Source organism: Acidovorax sp. 62 (assembly GCF_002754495.1).
Classification (GTDB): Bacteria; Pseudomonadota; Gammaproteobacteria; order Burkholderiales; family Burkholderiaceae_C; genus Acidovorax.
This window is the reverse complement of the sequence record NZ_PEFJ01000001.1, coordinates 4,907,930-4,925,463: the sequence shown is the minus strand read 5'-3', so window position 1 is coordinate 4,925,463 and position 17,534 is coordinate 4,907,930. Positions and strand designations below refer to the sequence as shown.

The 17,534-nt window shown below is 65.3% G+C and carries 18 protein-coding genes; 10 read left to right on the top strand and 8 right to left on the bottom strand.

Going from position 1 to position 17,534, the window contains the following annotated elements; translation table 11 throughout:
- The first annotated feature begins 84 nt into the window (after positions 1-84).
- Entirely contained in the window at positions 85-447 is a 363-nt protein-coding gene (locus CLU86_RS22120) for a hypothetical protein (protein WP_099659017.1), read from the top strand.
- Positions 448-580: 133 nt separating this feature from the next.
- Here CLU86_RS22120 and CLU86_RS22115 read toward each other — a convergent pair whose 3' ends face one another.
- A complete protein-coding gene (locus CLU86_RS22115; protein ID WP_099743133.1) occupies positions 581-1,696 on the bottom strand; it encodes an ISAs1 family transposase in 1,116 nt (371 codons plus the stop codon).
- A 240-nt stretch (positions 1,697-1,936) separates the two neighbouring features.
- Between CLU86_RS22115 and CLU86_RS22110 the strand changes: the two genes are divergently transcribed.
- From CLU86_RS22110 to CLU86_RS22090, 5 genes are read left to right on the top strand one after another with little or no spacing between them, the layout of a single operon-like run.
- Positions 1,937-2,386 carry a DUF1924 domain-containing protein gene (locus CLU86_RS22110; protein WP_099743774.1) on the top strand — a complete coding sequence of 150 codons (450 nt, stop codon included), beginning with the start codon at positions 1,937-1,939 and terminating at the stop codon, positions 2,384-2,386.
- Complete coding sequence (locus CLU86_RS22105; protein ID WP_199175164.1) at positions 2,383-2,895, top strand: diheme cytochrome c; 513 nt, start codon at positions 2,383-2,385, stop codon at positions 2,893-2,895. The genes CLU86_RS22110 and CLU86_RS22105 overlap by 4 nt, the downstream gene beginning before the upstream one ends.
- 8 nt (positions 2,896-2,903) lie before the next feature.
- Positions 2,904-3,665: a cytochrome b/b6 domain-containing protein gene (locus CLU86_RS22100; protein WP_099743772.1), complete on the top strand. Its 762-nt coding sequence runs from the start codon at positions 2,904-2,906 to the stop codon at positions 3,663-3,665.
- A 15-nt stretch (positions 3,666-3,680) separates the two neighbouring features.
- A complete protein-coding gene (locus CLU86_RS22095; RefSeq protein WP_099743132.1) occupies positions 3,681-4,346 on the top strand; it encodes a response regulator transcription factor in 666 nt (221 codons plus the stop codon).
- Positions 4,343-5,722: an ATP-binding protein gene (locus CLU86_RS22090; protein ID WP_099743131.1), complete on the top strand. Its 1,380-nt coding sequence runs from the start codon at positions 4,343-4,345 to the stop codon at positions 5,720-5,722. Before CLU86_RS22095 ends, CLU86_RS22090 begins: the two co-directional genes overlap by 4 nt.
- 55 nt (positions 5,723-5,777) lie before the next feature.
- Here CLU86_RS22090 and eda read toward each other — a convergent pair whose 3' ends face one another.
- Positions 5,778-6,407 (bottom strand): bifunctional 4-hydroxy-2-oxoglutarate aldolase/2-dehydro-3-deoxy-phosphogluconate aldolase, encoded by a 630-nt coding sequence (gene eda, locus CLU86_RS22085; RefSeq protein WP_099743130.1) that lies wholly within the window; start codon positions 6,405-6,407, stop codon positions 5,778-5,780.
- A 118-nt stretch (positions 6,408-6,525) separates the two neighbouring features.
- On the bottom strand, positions 6,526-8,295 hold the full coding sequence (edd, locus tag CLU86_RS22080; RefSeq protein ID WP_099743129.1) for a phosphogluconate dehydratase: 1,770 nt from the start codon (positions 8,293-8,295) through the stop codon (positions 6,526-6,528).
- Between the two features lie 99 nt (positions 8,296-8,394).
- Here edd and CLU86_RS22075 point away from each other — a divergent pair, with 99 nt between their 5' ends.
- Entirely contained in the window at positions 8,395-9,324 is a 930-nt protein-coding gene (locus CLU86_RS22075; RefSeq protein WP_099743128.1) for an SMP-30/gluconolactonase/LRE family protein, read from the top strand.
- Between the two features lie 42 nt (positions 9,325-9,366).
- The gene (locus CLU86_RS23195) at positions 9,367-9,792 is read left to right on the top strand and encodes a DUF6228 family protein (protein WP_233195168.1); all 426 of its coding nucleotides are present in this window, start codon (positions 9,367-9,369) and stop codon (positions 9,790-9,792) included.
- 28 nt (positions 9,793-9,820) lie between these two features.
- Here the strand turns inward: CLU86_RS23195 and CLU86_RS22070 are convergent, their stop codons facing one another.
- Positions 9,821-11,080 carry an AGE family epimerase/isomerase gene (locus CLU86_RS22070; protein ID WP_099743771.1) on the bottom strand — a complete coding sequence of 420 codons (1,260 nt, stop codon included), beginning with the start codon at positions 11,078-11,080 and terminating at the stop codon, positions 9,821-9,823.
- A gap of 115 nt (positions 11,081-11,195) precedes the next feature.
- Positions 11,196-12,758 (bottom strand): glucose-6-phosphate isomerase, encoded by a 1,563-nt coding sequence (gene pgi / locus CLU86_RS22065; protein ID WP_099743770.1) that lies wholly within the window; start codon positions 12,756-12,758, stop codon positions 11,196-11,198.
- 182 nt (positions 12,759-12,940) lie between these two features.
- Between pgi and zwf the strand changes: the two genes are divergently transcribed.
- Both zwf and CLU86_RS22055 read left to right on the top strand, forming a co-directional pair.
- On the top strand, positions 12,941-14,395 hold the full coding sequence (gene zwf, locus CLU86_RS22060; RefSeq protein WP_099743127.1) for a glucose-6-phosphate dehydrogenase: 1,455 nt from the start codon (positions 12,941-12,943) through the stop codon (positions 14,393-14,395).
- Positions 14,396-14,454: 59 nt separating this feature from the next.
- Positions 14,455-14,904: a hypothetical protein gene (locus CLU86_RS22055; RefSeq protein ID WP_143226766.1), complete on the top strand. Its 450-nt coding sequence runs from the start codon at positions 14,455-14,457 to the stop codon at positions 14,902-14,904.
- A 48-nt stretch (positions 14,905-14,952) separates the two neighbouring features.
- Here the strand turns inward: CLU86_RS22055 and CLU86_RS22050 are convergent, their stop codons facing one another.
- From CLU86_RS22050 to CLU86_RS22040, 3 genes are all read right to left on the bottom strand, one after another.
- A complete protein-coding gene (locus CLU86_RS22050) occupies positions 14,953-15,363 on the bottom strand; it encodes a VOC family protein (protein WP_233195167.1) in 411 nt (136 codons plus the stop codon).
- Positions 15,364-15,368: 5 nt separating this feature from the next.
- The gene (locus tag CLU86_RS22045) at positions 15,369-16,343 is read right to left on the bottom strand and encodes a glucokinase (protein ID WP_099743124.1); all 975 of its coding nucleotides are present in this window, start codon (positions 16,341-16,343) and stop codon (positions 15,369-15,371) included.
- Between the two features lie 125 nt (positions 16,344-16,468).
- On the bottom strand, positions 16,469-17,533 hold the full coding sequence (locus tag CLU86_RS22040) for an ABC transporter ATP-binding protein (RefSeq protein WP_099743123.1): 1,065 nt from the start codon (positions 17,531-17,533) through the stop codon (positions 16,469-16,471).
- Between the last annotated feature and the right edge of the window lies 1 nt (position 17,534).

Genomic DNA, 17,534 nt, shown 5'->3' with positions numbered 1-17,534 from the left:
ATCTTGATGGAGCAACTGGGCAAGCTCAGTGTCATGGACGAACTGGCCCTTCAACACGCCCACAACCTTTCACAAACCAACGATATGAGTTCCAACCTGAAGCAGTGCATGGACACCACCATGACCATTGACGGCGCCTTGGCCGCCGCCGTGGTGGACTACCGCAGCGGCATGTGCCTGGCCCAGGCAGGCAGTGGCATGAACCTGGATCTGGCCGCAGCAGGCAACACCGAAGTGGTCAAGGCCAAGCTCAAGACCATGGAGATGCTGGGGCTGCGCCGTGGCATTGAAGACATCCTCATCACCCTGGGCGACCAGTACCACTTGATCCGCCTGATCCCGAACAGCGAGGGGCTGTTCCTGTACCTGGTCCTGGACAAGGCCAAGGGCAACCTCGCCCTGGCGCGCTACAAGCTCACAGACATCGAGCGATCGCTCAGGGTCTAGAGCCCCACTGCCCCTATCGGCACGGTCCCACGCCCGCAGCCCGCAAGGCCTGCGGGCTTTTGCGTTTCTGAAGCCCCCCGCGTCCCGCACACGGGTCTATGGCTGACTGGGAATACGCACAGGGCAATCGCATCTAAACCCTGATGCCCAGGACATGTGCCAGATAGCCCACATCCCAGCCAGCGCGCTTGCGCTTTGCCTGCACACCCACCTTCACCGACGTGTCACTCTTGAGCAACTGCAGCGCCATGCGCCGCAGCAGCGTCTGGTTGTGCGGTCCCTGGTCTTTATAGGACTGCGCCGCATCCTCGCGCATCGCCACATCCAGACTCCAGTGCAACTGGTTCTCCACCGCCCAGTGCGAACGGATACTGTGCGCCAGCACCCGTGCAGGCGTGTGCACTGGCAAGCTGCTCAGGTAGTAGCTGACTTCTTCGCTAGCCTCGCCTCCCGTTTGTTGGCGCTGGCGCGTGACTTGCACCACGCTGGCCAGCCCCGGCCAGTGCACTGCCGCTCGCTGCAATGCCTCGGGCACGGGGCTGAGCCGGTAGCTGCGCAGCTCCTGGCGCCCATGGCCGCTTGAGCGCTCGGTGTAGGTGTTCTCATCGGGCGGCTCTTGGCTCGCCTGCACTTCAAAGTGCTTTTGAACCACTGCGTGCATGTGCCGCTGGTTGCCTTTGAGGGACAGAACATAAGCCGCACCATGCTCGTGAAGCTGCTGGGCGATGCTCTTTTGGCAGCCGATGGCATCGATGGTGACGATGCAGCCTTTGAGGTGCAGCAGCCTGAGCAACTCGGGGATGGCGGTGATCTCGTTGCTCTTGCCGTCAACCTTGCACTGGCCCAGTAGCAATCCCATGTCTGCAGCCCAGGCGCTGACCATGTGCAGTGGCCTGCGAGCGTCCCCTTTGCTGCTGCCGCGCACGCTTTTACCGTCAATCGCCACTGTGCCGTATACCCGGCCCGCCACTTGGGCCAGCCACTGTTGGCAGGCCAGCTCCAGTTGCTTGGCGTCAAGCAGGCGAAACACTCGCGCGAAGGTGTCGTGCGAGGCAATGCCTGAGGGCAGCGGAACGAAACGAATGAACCAGTCGTGGAGCAACTCGCCGAACTCGGCTACTTCCACCCAGTTGTCTGCGCCTGCGATGGTTGCGCACAGCGCTATGGCCAGGATGGATTGGAGTTCATGGCGACGCGTGCGCTCTAGGCGCGGGTCGGGGATGACTTGCAGGTGCTGCAGCAGGGTCACGGGAGCGTTGGTTGAGTGATCACACGCTGCAGTTTCGCCGCAAATAGCTGCATCTATTTAGATGCGATTGCCCTGGGAATACGCACCATTTACTATTATTTCTATAGCATCTAGCGCTTATTCTGAAAGCGCTAGCGGGCATTTTCATTAAATACCCTAGACCCACAGCACCGAAGGCAGCAGTGGCAAGCACCGCCCTCGTTAAGCCATCCTTCATGCCCGGTGAGCACCATCGTGGGCATGAACACCCCACTTACACCCCATGCTTTTCGGTCAGCAGCTTGGCTGGCGCTGGCCTTGGTGCTGGCGCCAGCCCATGCGGGCGACACCACGGCGGCGTTGCAAATGCAGCGGTGGAGCGATGCCTCTGGCCAGCCGGTGAATGCCGAGCGCGGGCGGCTGCTGTTCGTCAACCGCCAGGGCGGCGAATGGTCTTGCGCGTCGTGCCACGGCAACCCGCCCACGGCGCCTGCGCGCCACGCCAGCACGGGCAAGGCCATTGCACCACTGGCCCCCGCGTTCAACCCCGAGCGCTTCACCAACACCGCCAAGGTGGACAAATGGTTCAAGCGCAATTGCAACGACGTGCTCAGCCGCGAATGCACCGCCACCGAAAAGGCCGACCTGCTGGCCTGGCTGCTGCAGCTGGACGCGCGCACTCCCACCCGCCCCGTCCAGAGCAAACCATGATCCAGCACCTTCACCCATCCCAAAGAACGCCGTCCGCCTGGGTGCGCCGTGTGTGCCAACGGGCCGCGCTGCTGGCCCTGGCATGCGCCCTTCCCGCCGCCTGGGCCGACCGCCGCGAGATGCCCGCCACGGCCATGCTGCCGGCCTACCAGCAAGAGTGCGCCGCCTGCCACATGGCCTACCCACCGGGCATGCTGCCTGCCGCCTCTTGGGCCCGCATGATGAAAGGGCTGCCGCAGCACTACGGCACCGATGCATCGCTTGACCCCGCTCTGGTGCGCCAGATCGGCGTGTGGCTGGAAGCCCATGCAGGCACCTACAAGCGCGTGCGTGAGGAGCCCCCACAAGACCGCATCACCCAATCCGCCTGGTTCGAACGCAAGCACCGCACCGTGGCGCCCGCCACCTGGCAGCGCGCCGCCGTGGGCAGCCGCGCCAACTGCATGGCCTGCCACACCCGCGCCGACCAAGGCGACTTTGACGACGACCGTGTTCGCATCCCCCAGTGAGCCTTGCCATGACCTCTCGCACCGCACCTCCTGCTTCGAGCCCCTCCGCGTCGCCAAACACACGCACCACCACCCCCACGCGCCGGGTGGTCGATGCCACCACGCGCATGCTGCACTGGCTGATGGCCCTGTGCTTCACCGGGGCCTACCTCACGGCCGACGGCGAGCGCTGGCGGCTGGTGCACGTCACCCTGGGCTACACCCTGGCAGGCTTGGTGGTGGCGCGCCTGCTGTGGGGCGTGTTCGGGCCGCGCCCGGTGCGCTTGTCTGTGCTGTGGCGCAAGCTGCAGGGGCTGCCCGCCTGGGGCAAGACCTTGGCCGCCGTGCGCTCGCCAGCGGCCCTGCACGCCACCTGGCGGACTGGCCAAAACCTGCTGATGGCGCTGGCCATTGCGCTCATCCTGGCGCTGGTGGTGCCGCTCACCCTCAGCGGCTACGCGGTGTGGGACGACTGGGGTGGCGAATGGCTGGAAGATGTGCACGAGTTCTTCGGCAACACCTTGCTGTGCGTGGTGCTGGCCCACATCAGCCTGCTGGCCTTGCTGAGCGTGTTGCGCCGCAAAAACCAGGCCCTGCCCATGCTGACAGGCCGTGTGCCGGGCCCAGGGCCTGATCTGGCCCCTCGCAACTATGCCGCGCTGGCGGCACTGGTATTGGCCTGCGTGCTGGCATTTTGGGCATGGCAATGGAATGCAGCGCCCCCCGCACATCAGAGCGAAAATGCGCCCAGTAGATACGACATCAGGCACAGCCAAAAGCACGACGACTGAAGGAAAGAACGCCCCATGCGCATCCTGCTGGCGGAAGACGATGAACTGCTGGGCTCGGGCATCCGCGCGGGCCTGGCGCAGCACGGGTTTCAGGTGGACTGGGTGCGCGACGGCGTAGCGGCCGAGCGCGAGCTGGCCACTGGTGCCTACCAAGCCGCCGTGCTGGACCTGGGCCTGCCCCGGCAAGACGGCATGGAGGTGCTGCGCCAGGTGCGCGCGCGCCGCAACGCCACCCCTGTGCTGGTGCTCACCGCGCGCGATGCCGTGCCCGCCCGCATTGCCGGGCTGGATGCCGGGGCCGACGACTACCTCATTAAACCTATTGACCTGCACGAGCTGGCCGCACGCCTGCGCGCCCTGGTGCGGCGCGCCCATGGCCAAACCGATGCCTGCCTGACAGCAGGCCATGTGGTGCTAGACCCCGCCGCCCACCGGGTGCTGGCCCACGGGCAGCCCGTGGAACTGTCGGGCCGCGAGTACGACCTGCTGCACGCGCTGCTGCTGAACGCGGGCCGCGTGCTCAGCCGCGACCAACTGGAGCAGCGCCTGTACCAATGGGGCAGCGAGATCAACAGCAATGCGGTGGAAGTGCACATCTACCACCTGCGGCGCAAGCTGGGTGCTGCGCTGATCGAGACCGTGCGCGGCGTGGGCTACTGCATCCAGCGAGAGCCCGTGTGAACCACGCCACCCAGCCCCGGGCCCCGCGCTCGCTGCAAACGCGCTTGCTGACGACCGTGCTGGCCTTGGTGCTGGTGGTATGGAGCCTGGCGGCTGCCCTGGCGTGGCGCGAAACCCGCCACGAAGTAAACGAGCTGCTCGACGCCCACCTGGCGCAAACCGCCGCCCTGCTGCGCCTGCAGCCGCTGGACGAGCTCGATGAAAAACAACTGAACGAGGCCCCCGACCTGGACCGCCACCAGCCGCATGTGGTGTTCCAGCTGTGGCACGAGGACCAGTTGCTGGCCCGCTCCGCCAGCGCGCCGCAGCAACCACTAGCCCAGCGGCGCAAGCGCGGCTTTGCCGACAGCGAGGTCGAAGGCAAAGCCTGGCGCGTATTCGTCACCCCGGGGCGCGAGCGCGATGTGCGCATCCTGGTGGGCGAGAGGCAATCGGTGCGCGACGAGATCGTGCTGGCCAGCCTGACCAGCATCCTCAAGCCCCTGGCCTGGGCCCTGCCCTTGCTGGCCCTGGGCATCTGGTGGGTGGTGCGTGGATCGGTGCGGCCTCTGGGGCGCCTGGGGCAGGCCGTGGCGGCGCGGCGCCCGCAATCGCTGGCGCCGCTGCCCACACAAGGCGTGCCGCCCGAGGTGCTGCCGCTGGTGACGGCACTGAACGATCTGTTTGAACGCACGGCCCGGCTGCTGGCCACCGAGCAGCAATTCACCGCCGATGCCGCCCACGAACTGCGCACGCCCATTGCCGGGATTCGCATGCAGGCGCAAGTGGCCCAGGGTGCCACCGACGCCCAAGAGCGCACGCAGGCCCTGGAAGCCACCGTGCAAGGCTGCGACCGCGCCACCCGGCTGGTGGAACAACTGCTGCAATTGGCCCGGCTGGATGCCGAATCCACCTCGACCAGCAGCGGCGATGGAGACACCGGCCACAGCACCCCACTGGCCGATGCAGCACGCCAGGTGGCCGCCGATCTGCAAACCACCGCCAACCGCCGACAGCAACGCATCGTGCTGCACGAGCCCCTGGCGCCCGGATTGCCTGTCCCACTGCCCGAGGCGCTGGCGCGCGTGCTGCTGCGCAACCTGCTGGACAACGCCTTGCGCTACAGCCCGTCAGGAGCCGAGGTGCACCTGCACATCACCGCACCGGGCAATGGGGGTGGGCATGGGTGCTTGGTGGTGGAAGACAGCGGCCCTGGGCTGACGCCGCAAGAACAGGCACGCCTGGGCGAAAGGTTCTTCCGCGTGCTGGGCACGGGCCAAAGCGGCAGTGGCCTGGGATGGTCCATCGTGCAGCGCATTGCGCGCCTGCACCACCTGAGCGTGAACACCGGCACCAGCCCCACGCTGGGCGGCCTGCGCGTGGAGGTCGGGTGGTAGGCGATACGCCAACGCCGTGGCAATCGCGATGCCAAGGCGTTGGCTGAACCACAGGTCAGTGGCCCGAGCGCAGCGCGTGGGTATCCCGCGCCAGCTGGGTGATGCGAGCCCAGTCGCCCGCGCGCACGGCGTCGGAGGGCGTCAACCACGAGCCCCCAACACAACGCACATTGGGCAGCGCCAGGTAGTTGGGCGCCGTGGCCTGGCTGATGCCGCCCGTGGGGCAGAAGCTGACTTGGCCAAACGGGCTGGCCCAGGACTTGAGCAGCGGGATGCCGCCCACCGCCTCGGCCGGGAAGAGCTTGAGGAACGAGAACCCATCGGCCAGCGCCGCCATGATCTCGCTCGACGTGGCCACGCCGGGCAGCAGCGGCAGGTTCAGGCCCTTGCAGGCACTGCCCACTTCAGACGTGTAGCCAGGGCTCACCGCAAAACGCGCACCCGCCTCGCTAGCGCGGCGGGCGTCGTCGGCATTGAGCACCGTGCCTACGCCCACCACGGCTTCGGGCAACTGGCGGGCGATGGCTTCAATGGCAGGCAGCGCGGCAGCGGTGCGCAGCGTCACCTCCAGCACCTTCACGCCACCAGCCAGCAGGGCCTCGGCCAGGGGCAGTGCGTCTTCCACGCGGTCGATCACGATGACCGGAATGACGGGGCCATGGCTGGCGATTTCAAGAGGGTTCATGAGTTTGTGCTCCTTGGTGTTTTCGGTGTCGGATGCCGCAAGCGGCCTACAAAACTGGCGTGACGCGATGCCAGTGCACCCGTGGAACTGGCTTCGCCAGGCCACCGGGTGCGTCCTGCTACAGCCATGTGCAGGCTCCTTGTTCGGCGCCGCCAGCATGGCGGCGAAAGTTGGTGAAGAGTTCGCGGCCAAAGCCGGTTTGCGACGGGGCGTTGTAGGGCGCGGGGGTGCGTTCCGTCCAGGTGGCGTCATCGACCAGCACATCGAGAGTACCCGCCACCGCATCGACCCGCACGATGTCGCCATCGCGCACCTTCGCCAGCGGGCCACCGGCCAGCGCCTCGGGCGTGACGTGGATGGCGGCAGGCACCTTGCCCGATGCGCCGCTCATGCGGCCATCGGTCACCAGCGCCACCTTGAAGCCCTGGTTTTGCAGCACGGCCAGCGGGGGCGTGAGCTTGTGCAGCTCTGGCATGCCATTGGCCTGCGGGCCCTGAAAGCGCACCACCGCCACCATGTCCTGCTGCACCTCGCCCGCGCTGAAGGCGGCCAGCAAGGCCTCTTGCGAATCGAACACACGCGCAGGCGCTTCGATGATGTGGCGGTCTTCCGGCACGGCCGACACCTTGATCACCGCGCGACCCAGGCGGCCTTGCAGCAGACGCAGGCCGCCAGTTGCAGAGAACGGCTTGGCCGCGGGGCGCAACACGGTTTCGTCGCCCGACACCGCTGGTGCTCCCTGCCCGCCTGCGGCAATCCCACCGGCGTTCACACTCATCACGTAGGCGTGCATGTAGCCGCCCGCCAGCAGCTCGCGCAGGATCCACGCCGGGCCGCCTGCCGCCTGGAACTGGTTCACATCGGCATCGCCGTTGGGGTACACACGGGCCAGCAGCGGCACGGCGGACGAGAGTTCGTCAAAGTCCGTCCAGTCGATCAGGATGCCCGCACTGCGCGCAATCGCCACCCAATGGATCAGGTGGTTGGTAGAGCCACCCGTGGCCAACAAGGCCACCATGGCGTTGACGATGCAGCGCTCGTCCACCAGCTTGCCGATGGGCGTGAAGCGGTTGCCGCGCTTGCCAATGTCGAGCACGGTGCGCACCGCCTGGCGGGTGAATGCCTCGCGCGCCTCGGTGCCGGGCGCTTCAAACGCCGCGCCGGGCACATGCAAGCCCATGGCTTCGAGCAGCATCTGGTTGCTGTTGGCCGTGCCGTAAAACGTGCAGGTGCCAGGGCTGTGGTACGCGGCGGACTCGGCCTTGAGCAGTTCGTCACGCCCCACCAGGCCTTGCGCGTACTGCTCGCGAACCTTGGATTTGTCCTTGTTCGACAGACCTGTGCCCATGGGGCCTGCAGGCACAAACACGCAGGGCAGGTGGCCGTAGTGCAGTGCGCCGATGAGCAATCCGGGCACGATCTTGTCGCACACGCCCAGCAGCAGCGCGCCATCGAACACATCGTGGGACAGCGCTACCGCAGTGGCCATGGCAATGGCATCGCGGGAGAACAGCGACAGCTCCATGCCGGGCGTGCCCTGCGTGACGCCGTCGCACATGGCGGGCACGCCACCGGCCACTTGCACCGTGGCGCCATGCTGGGCAGCCTCGTCGCGCAAAACGGCAGGGTAACTCTGGTACGGCTGATGGGCCGAGAGCATGTCGTTGTAGGCCGTCACAACACCGATGTTGGGGGCCTTCTCGACGGTGACCTTGAACTTGTCCGAGCCCGGCAGCGCCGCGTAGGCATGGGCCAGGTTGGCGCAGCCCATGCGGTCTTGCGCGGGCTTGCGGGCGATCATGGCGTCAACGCCTGCGAGGTAGGCGCTGCGGGTGTCTGCGCTGCGCTGGACAATGCGCTCGGTCACGCGCGCTACAACTGGGTGCATGGAAGTCTCCATCGGTGGGTGGCTCGGCCCCGTGCAGGGTGCCGGGACTCAGTATCTGAGGCCCTAGAATGTAACTCGATAACAACCCCGCTTCAACCCATGTCCCTGCAAACCCTGCCCCTGCCGCCGTCCGAACTGGGCGAGTCCCCCTTCTGGCACCCTGAGGAACAGCAGCTCTACTGGTGCGACATCCAGGGCTTTGCAGTCCATGCGTGGAGCCCCCGCACCGGCCAACACCGGCAATGGGGTTTGCCCAGCGAGCCCGGCTGCTGCGCGCCAGCGGCGGATGGGCGATTGGTAATCGGGTTACGAAACGGTTTCTATCTTCTGGATACCGCGAAGGACAGCGCAGATCCCACCGCCCTCACCTGCCTGGCCCTGCTGCCGCCCGAGCAGCACGACACCGCTGTGCTGCGCCTGAACGACGGCCGCTGCGACACAGCAGGCCGGTTCTGGGCGGGCTCGGTCATCACGCCCCGCACGGCACCCCATGCCGCGCTGTGGTGCCTGCAAGCCGATGCCAGCAGCACCACGGGCTACAGCGTGCGCCACATGGCGGGCGACAACTTCACGGCCAATGGCCTGGCCTTCAGCCCCGACAACCGCACGATGTACTGGTCCAACACGCCAGAGCACCGGATTGACCAGTTTGACTTTGACGTGGCCACGGGCGCAATCACCCACCGCCACCCCTGGGTGCAGTTCGACCGCAAGGTGGAAGGCCAGCCTTACGGCGGCAGGCCCGATGGCGCGGCGGTGGATGTGGAAGGCAACTACTGGGTGGCGATGTACGAAGGCGCTTGTGTGTTGCAGTTATCGCCTGTCGGTGAGGTGCTGCAGCGCATTGCAGTGCCAGTGCAGTGCCCGACCATGGTGTGTTTTGGGGGGGAGGATTTGCGGACGTTGTTCATTACGTCGGCGCGGGCGGGGAGGCCAATAGAGGAGCAGGAGGCAGAGGTTCCGGCAGGGTCGCTGTTCAGCTTTCGGATGGAGGTGGCGGGACTACCTACGAACTTTTTTAGGAAATGACCGGACGCGAAATACCAACCTAGTCAATGGAACAAAGATCAAATGGATACACCACGAAAAATCACGATCCACTCAGTGCATGATGGTGCGTCCCTGACACTCTCCGGGTTCCGCCCTGAGTATGGAGGACCAGACACAGAAACGTTTGTCGCTACGGCAACGTTGGGCCACTGGTTTGCAGAGGTCAGTGCGTCAACCTACATGACCCAAAATCTCGGCGATTTTTTCCGTGACCTGGCCGCTAACTGGCGCGGCTGGCAAGGCGAAAAATCTTGGGGTACGTTGGAAGGAGAAGTTACGCTCACAGCGACATCAGACGGCACGGGACACATAACTATGAAATTCACACTTTCACAGCCGTATACGGGATTTGAGTGGCAAGTCTCGGGGGCGTTGGAGCTTGAAGCAGGAAGCCTTGAACGACTCGCCATTGTGGTGTCGGACGCATGGAACAAGCCATCGATCTAAATAGCTACTGGGGAACCTCTTCGCCCACTCAGCAGATCGAGCAGCTAACAGGGAAGTCCTCAAGCGCCTTCAACACGTCATAACACGCCCCCATGTTGTGATAGTCCACCTTCCCCGCATTGCTCTTCTCGCGGGTGGTGTTGCGGTTGTCGCGGTGCAGGATGCGAAACCACGCGCCGTGCTCGTGGTCCACAAAATGCTCCCAGCAGTAGGCCCAGATGCGGTCGTACCACTGCCAATACCGATCATCGCCCGTACGAACGGCCAGCACCGCAGCGGCGGCCAGGCTTTCGGCCTGCACCCAGTGGTATTTGCCGTCGTCGCAGATGCTGCCGTCGGGCGCCATGCCGTAGTACAGGCCGCCGTGTTCGGCATCCCAGCCGCGTTCTACGGCGGCACCGAACAGGCGCTGTGCACAGGGCAGGTGCCAGTCGGCGGGTAGCAGGGCGTCGAGCTGCAGCAGCAGCTTGGCCCATTCGGTCTGGTGGCCGATCTGGTAGCCCCAGGGGCGGAAGATGTTGCTGCGGTCGTGGCGGTTGTAGTCCCAGTCCACAGACCAGTCGGCGTGGTAGTGCTCCCACACCCAGCCCTCGGCAGCGGGGGCGTGTGCGGCGGTGGACAACGCGGCCTGCCGCTGGCAGATGCCTTGTGCGAGCTGCTCGGCACGCTCGATGTAGCGGCGCTCGCCCGTGGCGCGGAAAGCGGAGATCATGGCCTCGCAGGCGTGCATGTTGGCGTTCTGGCCCCGGTAGCTGGTCAGTTGCCAATCGGGGCTGGCCTCGTCGGCATACAGGCCTGCGGCGGGTTGCCAGAAATGTTGTTCGGCAGTGTCAAAGGCCTGGGCGAGCCATTCGCGGGCTTCGGGCACTCCGGCCTCAAAGGCGCGGGCGTAGGCCAGCATCACAAAGGCCATGCCGTAGCAGTGGCGCGTGGCGTCTTGCACGGTGGCGCGGCCGCCCTGCCAATCGATCAGCCAGGCGTAGCCGCCCATCGCACGATCAACGGGGTCGAGAAACGCACTGCGCAGAAACTGCAGTGCATGCCGCATGCCCGCCTGGTAGCGCGCCTCGCCCGTGGTGCGGTAGAGCATGGCGTGTGTGACCACAAAGCGGGTGGCGCTGACGAGGTGGCGGGTGCGGGTGTTGTAGACCGTGCCGTCGTCCAGGAAGAAATGAAACTGGCCACCCGTGGGGTCGGTGGCCACGGGGTTGTAGAACGCCATGGTGTCGCGAAGGTGGGCGCTCAGAAATGCACTGGACCGGAAGTCCAGCTGGGGTGGCATGGCCATGGTGTGTGTCTCCTGCTTCATCTGCCGTCGGCCAGAAGCCCGGCGGGCTCTGGCGGTGGGGCGCGGGGTCTACCGCCTGCGCTGCCCCGTCGTTGTCATGCTGGCTGCGCCTGGCTCAGTCGCTGCTGCGCAGCAGGCCCAGCCAGCCAGCGGTGGAGCTGTCGAGCCCCGTCGCATCGCCGCTGTCCAGGCGCGTCTCCAGGTCTTTGGCCAGCACCTTGCCCAGCTCTACGCCCCACTGGTCAAAGCTGTTGATGCCCCACAGGCTACCGCTCACAAACACGCGGTGCTCTTGCAAAGCGATCAGCGCGCCCAACGAGGCGGGGTTGAGCGATTCGAGCAGCATCAGCGTGCTAGGCCGGTTGCCCGGAAAGTGGCGCTGGCCATCGTCGCTGGCCTTGCCCACCATCAGCGCCTGCGTTTGGGCCAGGGCATTGGCCAGCACCTTTTTCTGGTGGCCGGGCAACGGGTGCGAGGCTTTGCGCACGGCCACGATTTCCAGGGGCAGCACATCGGTGCCCTGGTGCAACATCTGGAAGAACGCATGCTGGCCGTTGGTGCCGGGCTCGCCCCAGATCGCGGGCGATGTCGCGCAAGCCAGTGTGCTGCCATCTTGCGCCACGCGCTTGCCGTTGCTCTCCATCTCCAACTGCTGCAGGTAGGCCGCATACCGCCCCATGGACGCGTGGTACGGCGCCACGCAGCGGCTGGTAAAGCCGTGGAAGTTGCGGTACCAAACGTCCAGCAGCCCCAAGCGCACCGGCAGGTTGCGCGCCAGCGGTGCGGTACGAAAGTGCTCGTCCATGGCATGCCCGCCCGCCAGGAAATCGCGAAAGCCTTGTGCGCCCACCGCAATGGCCAGCGGCAAGCCAATGGCCGACCATAGCGAGTAGCGGCCGCCCACCCAGTCCCAAAAACCAAAGGTGGTGGTGATGCCCAGCGCGCGGGTGGCTTCCAGGTTGGTCGACAGCGCCACAAAATGCCGCGCCACATCGCGCCCGCCCTGGGCGGCAAACCACGCCAACGCCGAGTGCGCATTCATCATGGTCTCGGCCGTGGTGAAGGTTTTGGAAGCCACCAGAAACAGCGTGCTCTCAGGCCGCAGGCCCTTGAGCACGTGGTGCAGCTCGTGCCCGTCCACGTTCGATACAAAGTGAAAGCGCTTGCCGGGCGCGCGGAATTCGTCCAACGCACGCACCGCCATGTGCGGGCCCAGGTCCGATCCGCCGATGCCGATGTTCACCACGTCGGTGATCGATGCATCACTGCGCACCTGCTCGGCAAACGCAAGCATGGCGTCCAGCGTGCGGTGCACATCTGCCAGGCGCTCGGGGGTTTCTGGCACATCACCGGGCACCACCACTCCCGCTGGGCGGCGCAGCAGCGTGTGCAGCACGGCGCGGTGTTCGGTGGTGTTGATGGGCTGGCCTGCAAACATGGCGTCGCGGTGGGCTTCCAGCCCCGTGGCGCGGGCCAAATCCAGCAACAGCGCCTCGGTGCCCTGGTCCCACAGGTTTTTGGACAGATCGGCAAACACATGCGGCGCAGACTGGCTGAAGTGGGCAAAGCGGCCTGCATCGGCCGCAAAGGCCTGGCGCATGTCCAGGGCACGGCCCTGGGCGGTGAAGTGGGCCTCCAGCAGGGGCCAAGGTGCAGTCTGATCGCAACGGGTGGGCATGAACGTCATGTCGGCTGAAGATTGAAAAGCGCCGCGATAGTAACTTGATTACACAAAAAAGCGCTGATTTTCGAGATTCTTTCTGGTTACAAAAGACTGCAATCCAGAGATAGAGGGTGCAAAACGATGTAACGTGATTACAATTCCGAGCAACAAAACGATCCACCCATCACGGAGACACCATGAGTTTTGACCTCGTCCTGTTTGGCGGCACTGGCGACCTCGCCTGGCGCAAGCTCATGCCCGCATTGTTTCAGGCATTTCGGCATGGCACGCTGCCCGAGGGCGGGCGCATTATTGCCGTGGCGCGAGACGATCTGAGCGACGAACAATACCGCAGCCTGATCCAGTCGCGCTTTGACGCGGTGGAACTGGCCAAGCGCCCCACACCGGACGAGTTTGCCCGCTTTGCCGCGCTGTTGCATTACCTGCGCATGGACCTGTCCATAACCCAGGACTACGAGCGCCTGGCCGAGGTGCTGAAGGCGCGCGGTGCGGAATCCGTAGTGATGTATGTGGCCACCGCCCCCAGCCTGTTCACCAACGTGTGCGAGCAAATCGCCGCCGTAGGCCTGAACGGCCCTACCACCCGCGTGGTGCTGGAAAAGCCTCTGGGCCACGACCTGGCCTCCAACCAAGCCATCAACGACACGCTGCGCCGCGTGCTGAAAGAAGAACAGGTCTTTCGCATCGACCACTACCTGGGCAAGCCCTCGGTGCAGAACCTGTTTGCACTGCGCTTTGGCAACGCGCTGTTCGAGCCCCTGTGGCGGCGCGAGACGATTGCCAACATCCAGATCACCATTGCCGAAGAACTGGGCGTGGAATCGCGCGGGGCGTTTTACGACCAGACCGGCGCGCTGCGCGACATGGTGCAAAACCACGCACTGCAACTGCTGTGCGCCATTGGCATGGAGCCGCCCATCAACTCGGGCGCGACAGCCATCCGTGACGAAAAGCTCAAGGTGCTGCAAGCCCTCAAGCCCTGGACGCTGGAGACCATTGGGCAGCATGTGATCCGTGGGCAATACGCCGCAGGCATGCACCAGGGCCAGAGCGTGCCGGGCTACGCGCAAGAAAAAGGCGTGCCCGCCAGCAGCAACACCGAAACCTTTGTGGCGCTGCGCACCGAAATCCTGAACTGGCGCTGGGCCGGTGTGCCGTTCTACATCCGCACCGGCAAGCGGCTGGCGGGGCGCGACGCGCACATCGTCATCAACTTCCGCCCGGTGCCGCACCCCATCTTCAAAACGCCCGTGGGCGCGGCCAACCGGCTGGTGATCAATCTGCAACCCAAGGACGGTCTGGAGCTGCACCTGATGGCCCAAGGCGCGGCCCAACACCAGACCGAGCCCGCCCTGTCGCAAGTACACCTGAACCTGGACTTTGACCAGCGCTTTGGCGCAGAGCGCGTGGGCGCCTACGAGCGCCTGCTGCTGGACGTGATCGCCGGGCGCCTGAACCTGTTTGTGCGCAGCGACGAGCAGGAAGAAGCCTGGCGCTGGGTGGAGCCCATCTTGCAGTACTGGAAGAACGACCCCGCAGGCCCCCGCCCCTACGCCGCAGGCAGTTGGGGCCCCCGCGCCGCCAGCGCCATGATTGCGCGCGATGGCAATTGCTGGAGCGAGGAGATGTGATCGACAGGTGGTAGCGCTAAAAGGTGCCGACTGATCCCCCGATCACACAAAATCACGACATGCTCGCAAAGCGCAAACTTTTATCCTTCCTTTTGGGCATTCCAGTCGTCGGAGCGATCGCTTTCTTCGGGCCGTCGGGCCCTGAAGGGTGGAAGTCTGCATGCGGATGTATCCCGACAGACTGGGGTTTTGTGGGGTTCCTGTCGCTTGAAACCGAACAGCCGTCTCCCTTTCCCACATCTGTAGATCTCGACAAGGTGGACACTGAGAAGGTTGTCTCTGGCTTCCTGCGGCAGATTCCTGTTGGATCCAGCCTGCAAGAAATCAAGGAAACCAGCAGATTCATGGAGTCCACCTGTGAAGAGGTCAATGCCCGCCTCTATCGATGCGACTACTGGCTTCAATTCAAACGCACCTCAGCACGAGGTTACTCGGTGTCGTTTCACCTCTCTGAAAGCCAGCAGTTGGCGTCGGTCGAAGCCAAGGCCGCGATGAGAGAAACAAAATAGGCGTTGTGGCCTGTGAGGGCAAGGTTAGCCGGTTACAACGGTCTACTTTTATCCCTCGACCAGCTCAATCGGCAACCCATCCGGGTCTGCCAAAAACGTGAACAGCGCGCCAGTGAACGGGTCTACCCGCACGGGCTCTACCACCACCCCGTGTTGGGCCAGCAGCGCCACACTGGCCTGCATGTCGGCCACGCGCAAGGCCAGGTGGCGCAGGCCGCAGGCCTCGGGGTAGGAGGGGCGCGGCGGCGGGGCGGGGAAGGAGAAAAGCTCCAGCTGCGTGCCGTCGGGCAGCTGCAAATCGAGCTTGTGCGACTGGCGCTCGGCACGGTAGGTTTCGAGCACCACAGGCAGGCCCAGCACCTGCGTGTAGAAGTGTTTGGAGCGGGCGTAGTCCGACGCAATGATCGCTACGTGGTGAATGCCCGCGATCTGCAACGGGCGGGGCAATGAACCCGCCACGGCGTTCACTCAGAGCCCGCGATGTCCAGGGCGCGCGCGGCGCCGTGCAATGCGGGAGTGGCCGTGGGGTCGATGATCCAGCACGGAATGCCGGCCAGGTACGACTGAAAGCGCCCCTTGGACTCGAACCGCGCGCGGAAGGAGGACTGGTCGAACCATGTGCCCAGGCGCGGCACCATGCCGCCACCCAGGTACACGCCGCCCCGCGCCCCCAGCGTGAGGGCCAGGTTGCCCGCCACGCTGCCCAGAAAGCCGCAGAACAAGTCCAGCGCCTCCAACGCCAGGGCGTCGTTGGATTGCAGAGCCAGATCGGTCACCTGGGCGGCCGAGCTGATCTCTTTGCCGCCGCGCTGCGCCAGCCTGCGCAGGGCGTGGTACAGGTCTACCAGCCCGGCGCCACACACGGCGCGCTCGGCAGACACATGACCGTAGCGCTCTTGCAGGATGGCCAACACATCGAACTCGCGCTGCGTTTGCGCGGCCAGCGTGACATGCCCACCCTCGCCCGACAGCGGCACGCCATGACTGGCCCCCGGCGGGAACACCAGGCCCGAGACCCCGAGCCCCGTGCCCGGGCCCACCAGCGCAATGGCGCTGCCCGCCACGGCCGCACCGCCGCCCACCTGGCGCAGTTGCGCGGGGGCCAGCGTGGGCAGGGCCAGTGCCAGCGCGGTGAAGTCGTTGATGACCACCAGGCGCTGCAGGCCCAGCGACGCTTTCAGCGCGCTTTGCGAGAAGCACCAGCTGTGGTTGGTCATGCGCACCTCGTCGCCCGTGACCGGGTTGGCAATGCCAAAGGCGGCCTCACGTGGCGTGGCGATGTTCACCTCGGCCAAATAGGCCGCGATGGCTGCGTCCACCGTGGGGAACTGGGCGCAGGGCAGCACGCGGGTGTCGTGCAGCGGGCCATCGGGCTGGTCTTGCCAGGCCAGGCGGATGTTGGTGCCGCCGATGTCGGCCAGCAGGCGCAGGGGAGTCATGCGGTACTTTAATTAAAAACGGCCTCTAGCGCTTTATCAATAATCGCTAGCAGCTATTATTTTCATAGCAATTGAATGCCACGATTGCCACGACAAAGGGCATGCCTGCGGGCAGGCCCTGGCTGTCACGCCAGGCGATTTTCGCTGCTGGCGTCAAACCAGTGGGCGTTGGCGGGCTCTACCGCCAGGCCCACGGCGTCACCGGGCTGCACACGGGTTTGGGCGTCGGTGCGCAGCGTGACGCTGCCTGCGGCGGTGTCCACCATCACGTAGGTGTCGGGGCCTGTGGGCTCGACCACGCTGACCTTGCCACGCCAGGGGGCGCTGTCTTGCATCACCAGGTGCTCAGGGCGCACGCCCAGCAGCACTTCGTTGGCGCTCGATGCTGGCGGCGCCAGGTTCAATGCCGCACCCTGGATGCCAAACTGCCCGCCCGTGGTCGCACCGCGCAGCAGGTTCATGGTGGGCGAGCCGATGAAGGTGGCCACGTAGGTGTTGGCCGGGCGGTTGTAGATTTCGTCGGGCGTGCCCAGTTGCTGCACCACGCCGCCCTTCATCACCGCGATGCGCGAGCCCAGGGTCATGGCCTCAACCTGGTCGTGTGTCACGTACACGCTGGTGATACCGCTGGCCTGGTGCAGGCGCTTGATTTCGGCGCGCATCTCCACACGCAGCTTGGCGTCGAGGTTGGACAGCGGCTCGTCGAACAGGAACAGCTGCGGCTGGCGCGCCAGCGCGCGCCCCATGGCCACGCGCTGGCGCTGGCCGCCCGAGAGCTGGCTGGGCCTGCGGTCCAGCAAGTGGCTGATCTGCAGCATGGCCGCGACTTCGTCGATGCGCTTTTGGCGCTCGGCCTTGGGCATCTTGCGCATCTCCAGCGCAAAGCCGATGTTGTCGGCCACGCTCAGCGTGGGGTACAGCGCATAGCTCTGGAACACCATGGCGATGTCGCGGTCGCGCGGGGGCATGCCCACCACGTTCTTGCCACCGATGCGAATCTCGCCCTCGGTGGGCTCATCGAGCCCCGCAATGATGTTGAGCAGCGTGGACTTGCCGCAGCCCGAGGGGCCGACCAGGATGAGGAACTCGCCGGGCGCGACGTGAATGTCCACCTTGCGCAGCACCTCCACGCTTTTGTCGCCTTTGCCAAAGCGCTTGTTGATGCCTGCAATGTCGAGGGATGACGCCATG

Bases quoted from the DNA above. Each gene is read 5' to 3' on its own strand.
- CLU86_RS22120 (WP_099659017.1), top strand. From the start codon at position 85: ATGAGTTCCAACCTGAAGCAGTGCATGGACACCACCATGACCATTGAC.
- CLU86_RS22110 (WP_099743774.1), top strand. From the start codon at position 1,937: ATGAACACCCCACTTACACCCCATGCTTTTCGGTCAGCAGCTTGGCTG.
- CLU86_RS22105 (WP_199175164.1), top strand. From the start codon at position 2,383: ATGATCCAGCACCTTCACCCATCCCAAAGAACGCCGTCCGCCTGGGTG.
- CLU86_RS22100 (WP_099743772.1), top strand. From the start codon at position 2,904: ATGACCTCTCGCACCGCACCTCCTGCTTCGAGCCCCTCCGCGTCGCCA.
- CLU86_RS22095 (WP_099743132.1), top strand. From the start codon at position 3,681: ATGCGCATCCTGCTGGCGGAAGACGATGAACTGCTGGGCTCGGGCATC.
- eda (WP_099743130.1), bottom strand. From the start codon at position 6,407: ATGAACCCTCTTGAAATCGCCAGCCATGGCCCCGTCATTCCGGTCATC.
- edd (WP_099743129.1), bottom strand. From the start codon at position 8,295: ATGCACCCAGTTGTAGCGCGCGTGACCGAGCGCATTGTCCAGCGCAGC.
- CLU86_RS22075 (WP_099743128.1), top strand. From the start codon at position 8,395: ATGTCCCTGCAAACCCTGCCCCTGCCGCCGTCCGAACTGGGCGAGTCC.
- CLU86_RS23195 (WP_233195168.1), top strand. From the start codon at position 9,367: ATGGATACACCACGAAAAATCACGATCCACTCAGTGCATGATGGTGCG.
- CLU86_RS22070 (WP_099743771.1), bottom strand. From the start codon at position 11,080: ATGGCCATGCCACCCCAGCTGGACTTCCGGTCCAGTGCATTTCTGAGC.
- pgi (WP_099743770.1), bottom strand. From the start codon at position 12,758: ATGCCCACCCGTTGCGATCAGACTGCACCTTGGCCCCTGCTGGAGGCC.
- zwf (WP_099743127.1), top strand. From the start codon at position 12,941: ATGAGTTTTGACCTCGTCCTGTTTGGCGGCACTGGCGACCTCGCCTGG.
- CLU86_RS22055 (WP_143226766.1), top strand. From the start codon at position 14,455: ATGCTCGCAAAGCGCAAACTTTTATCCTTCCTTTTGGGCATTCCAGTC.
- CLU86_RS22045 (WP_099743124.1), bottom strand. From the start codon at position 16,343: ATGACTCCCCTGCGCCTGCTGGCCGACATCGGCGGCACCAACATCCGC.
- CLU86_RS22040 (WP_099743123.1), bottom strand. From the start codon at position 17,533: ATGGCGTCATCCCTCGACATTGCAGGCATCAACAAGCGCTTTGGCAAA.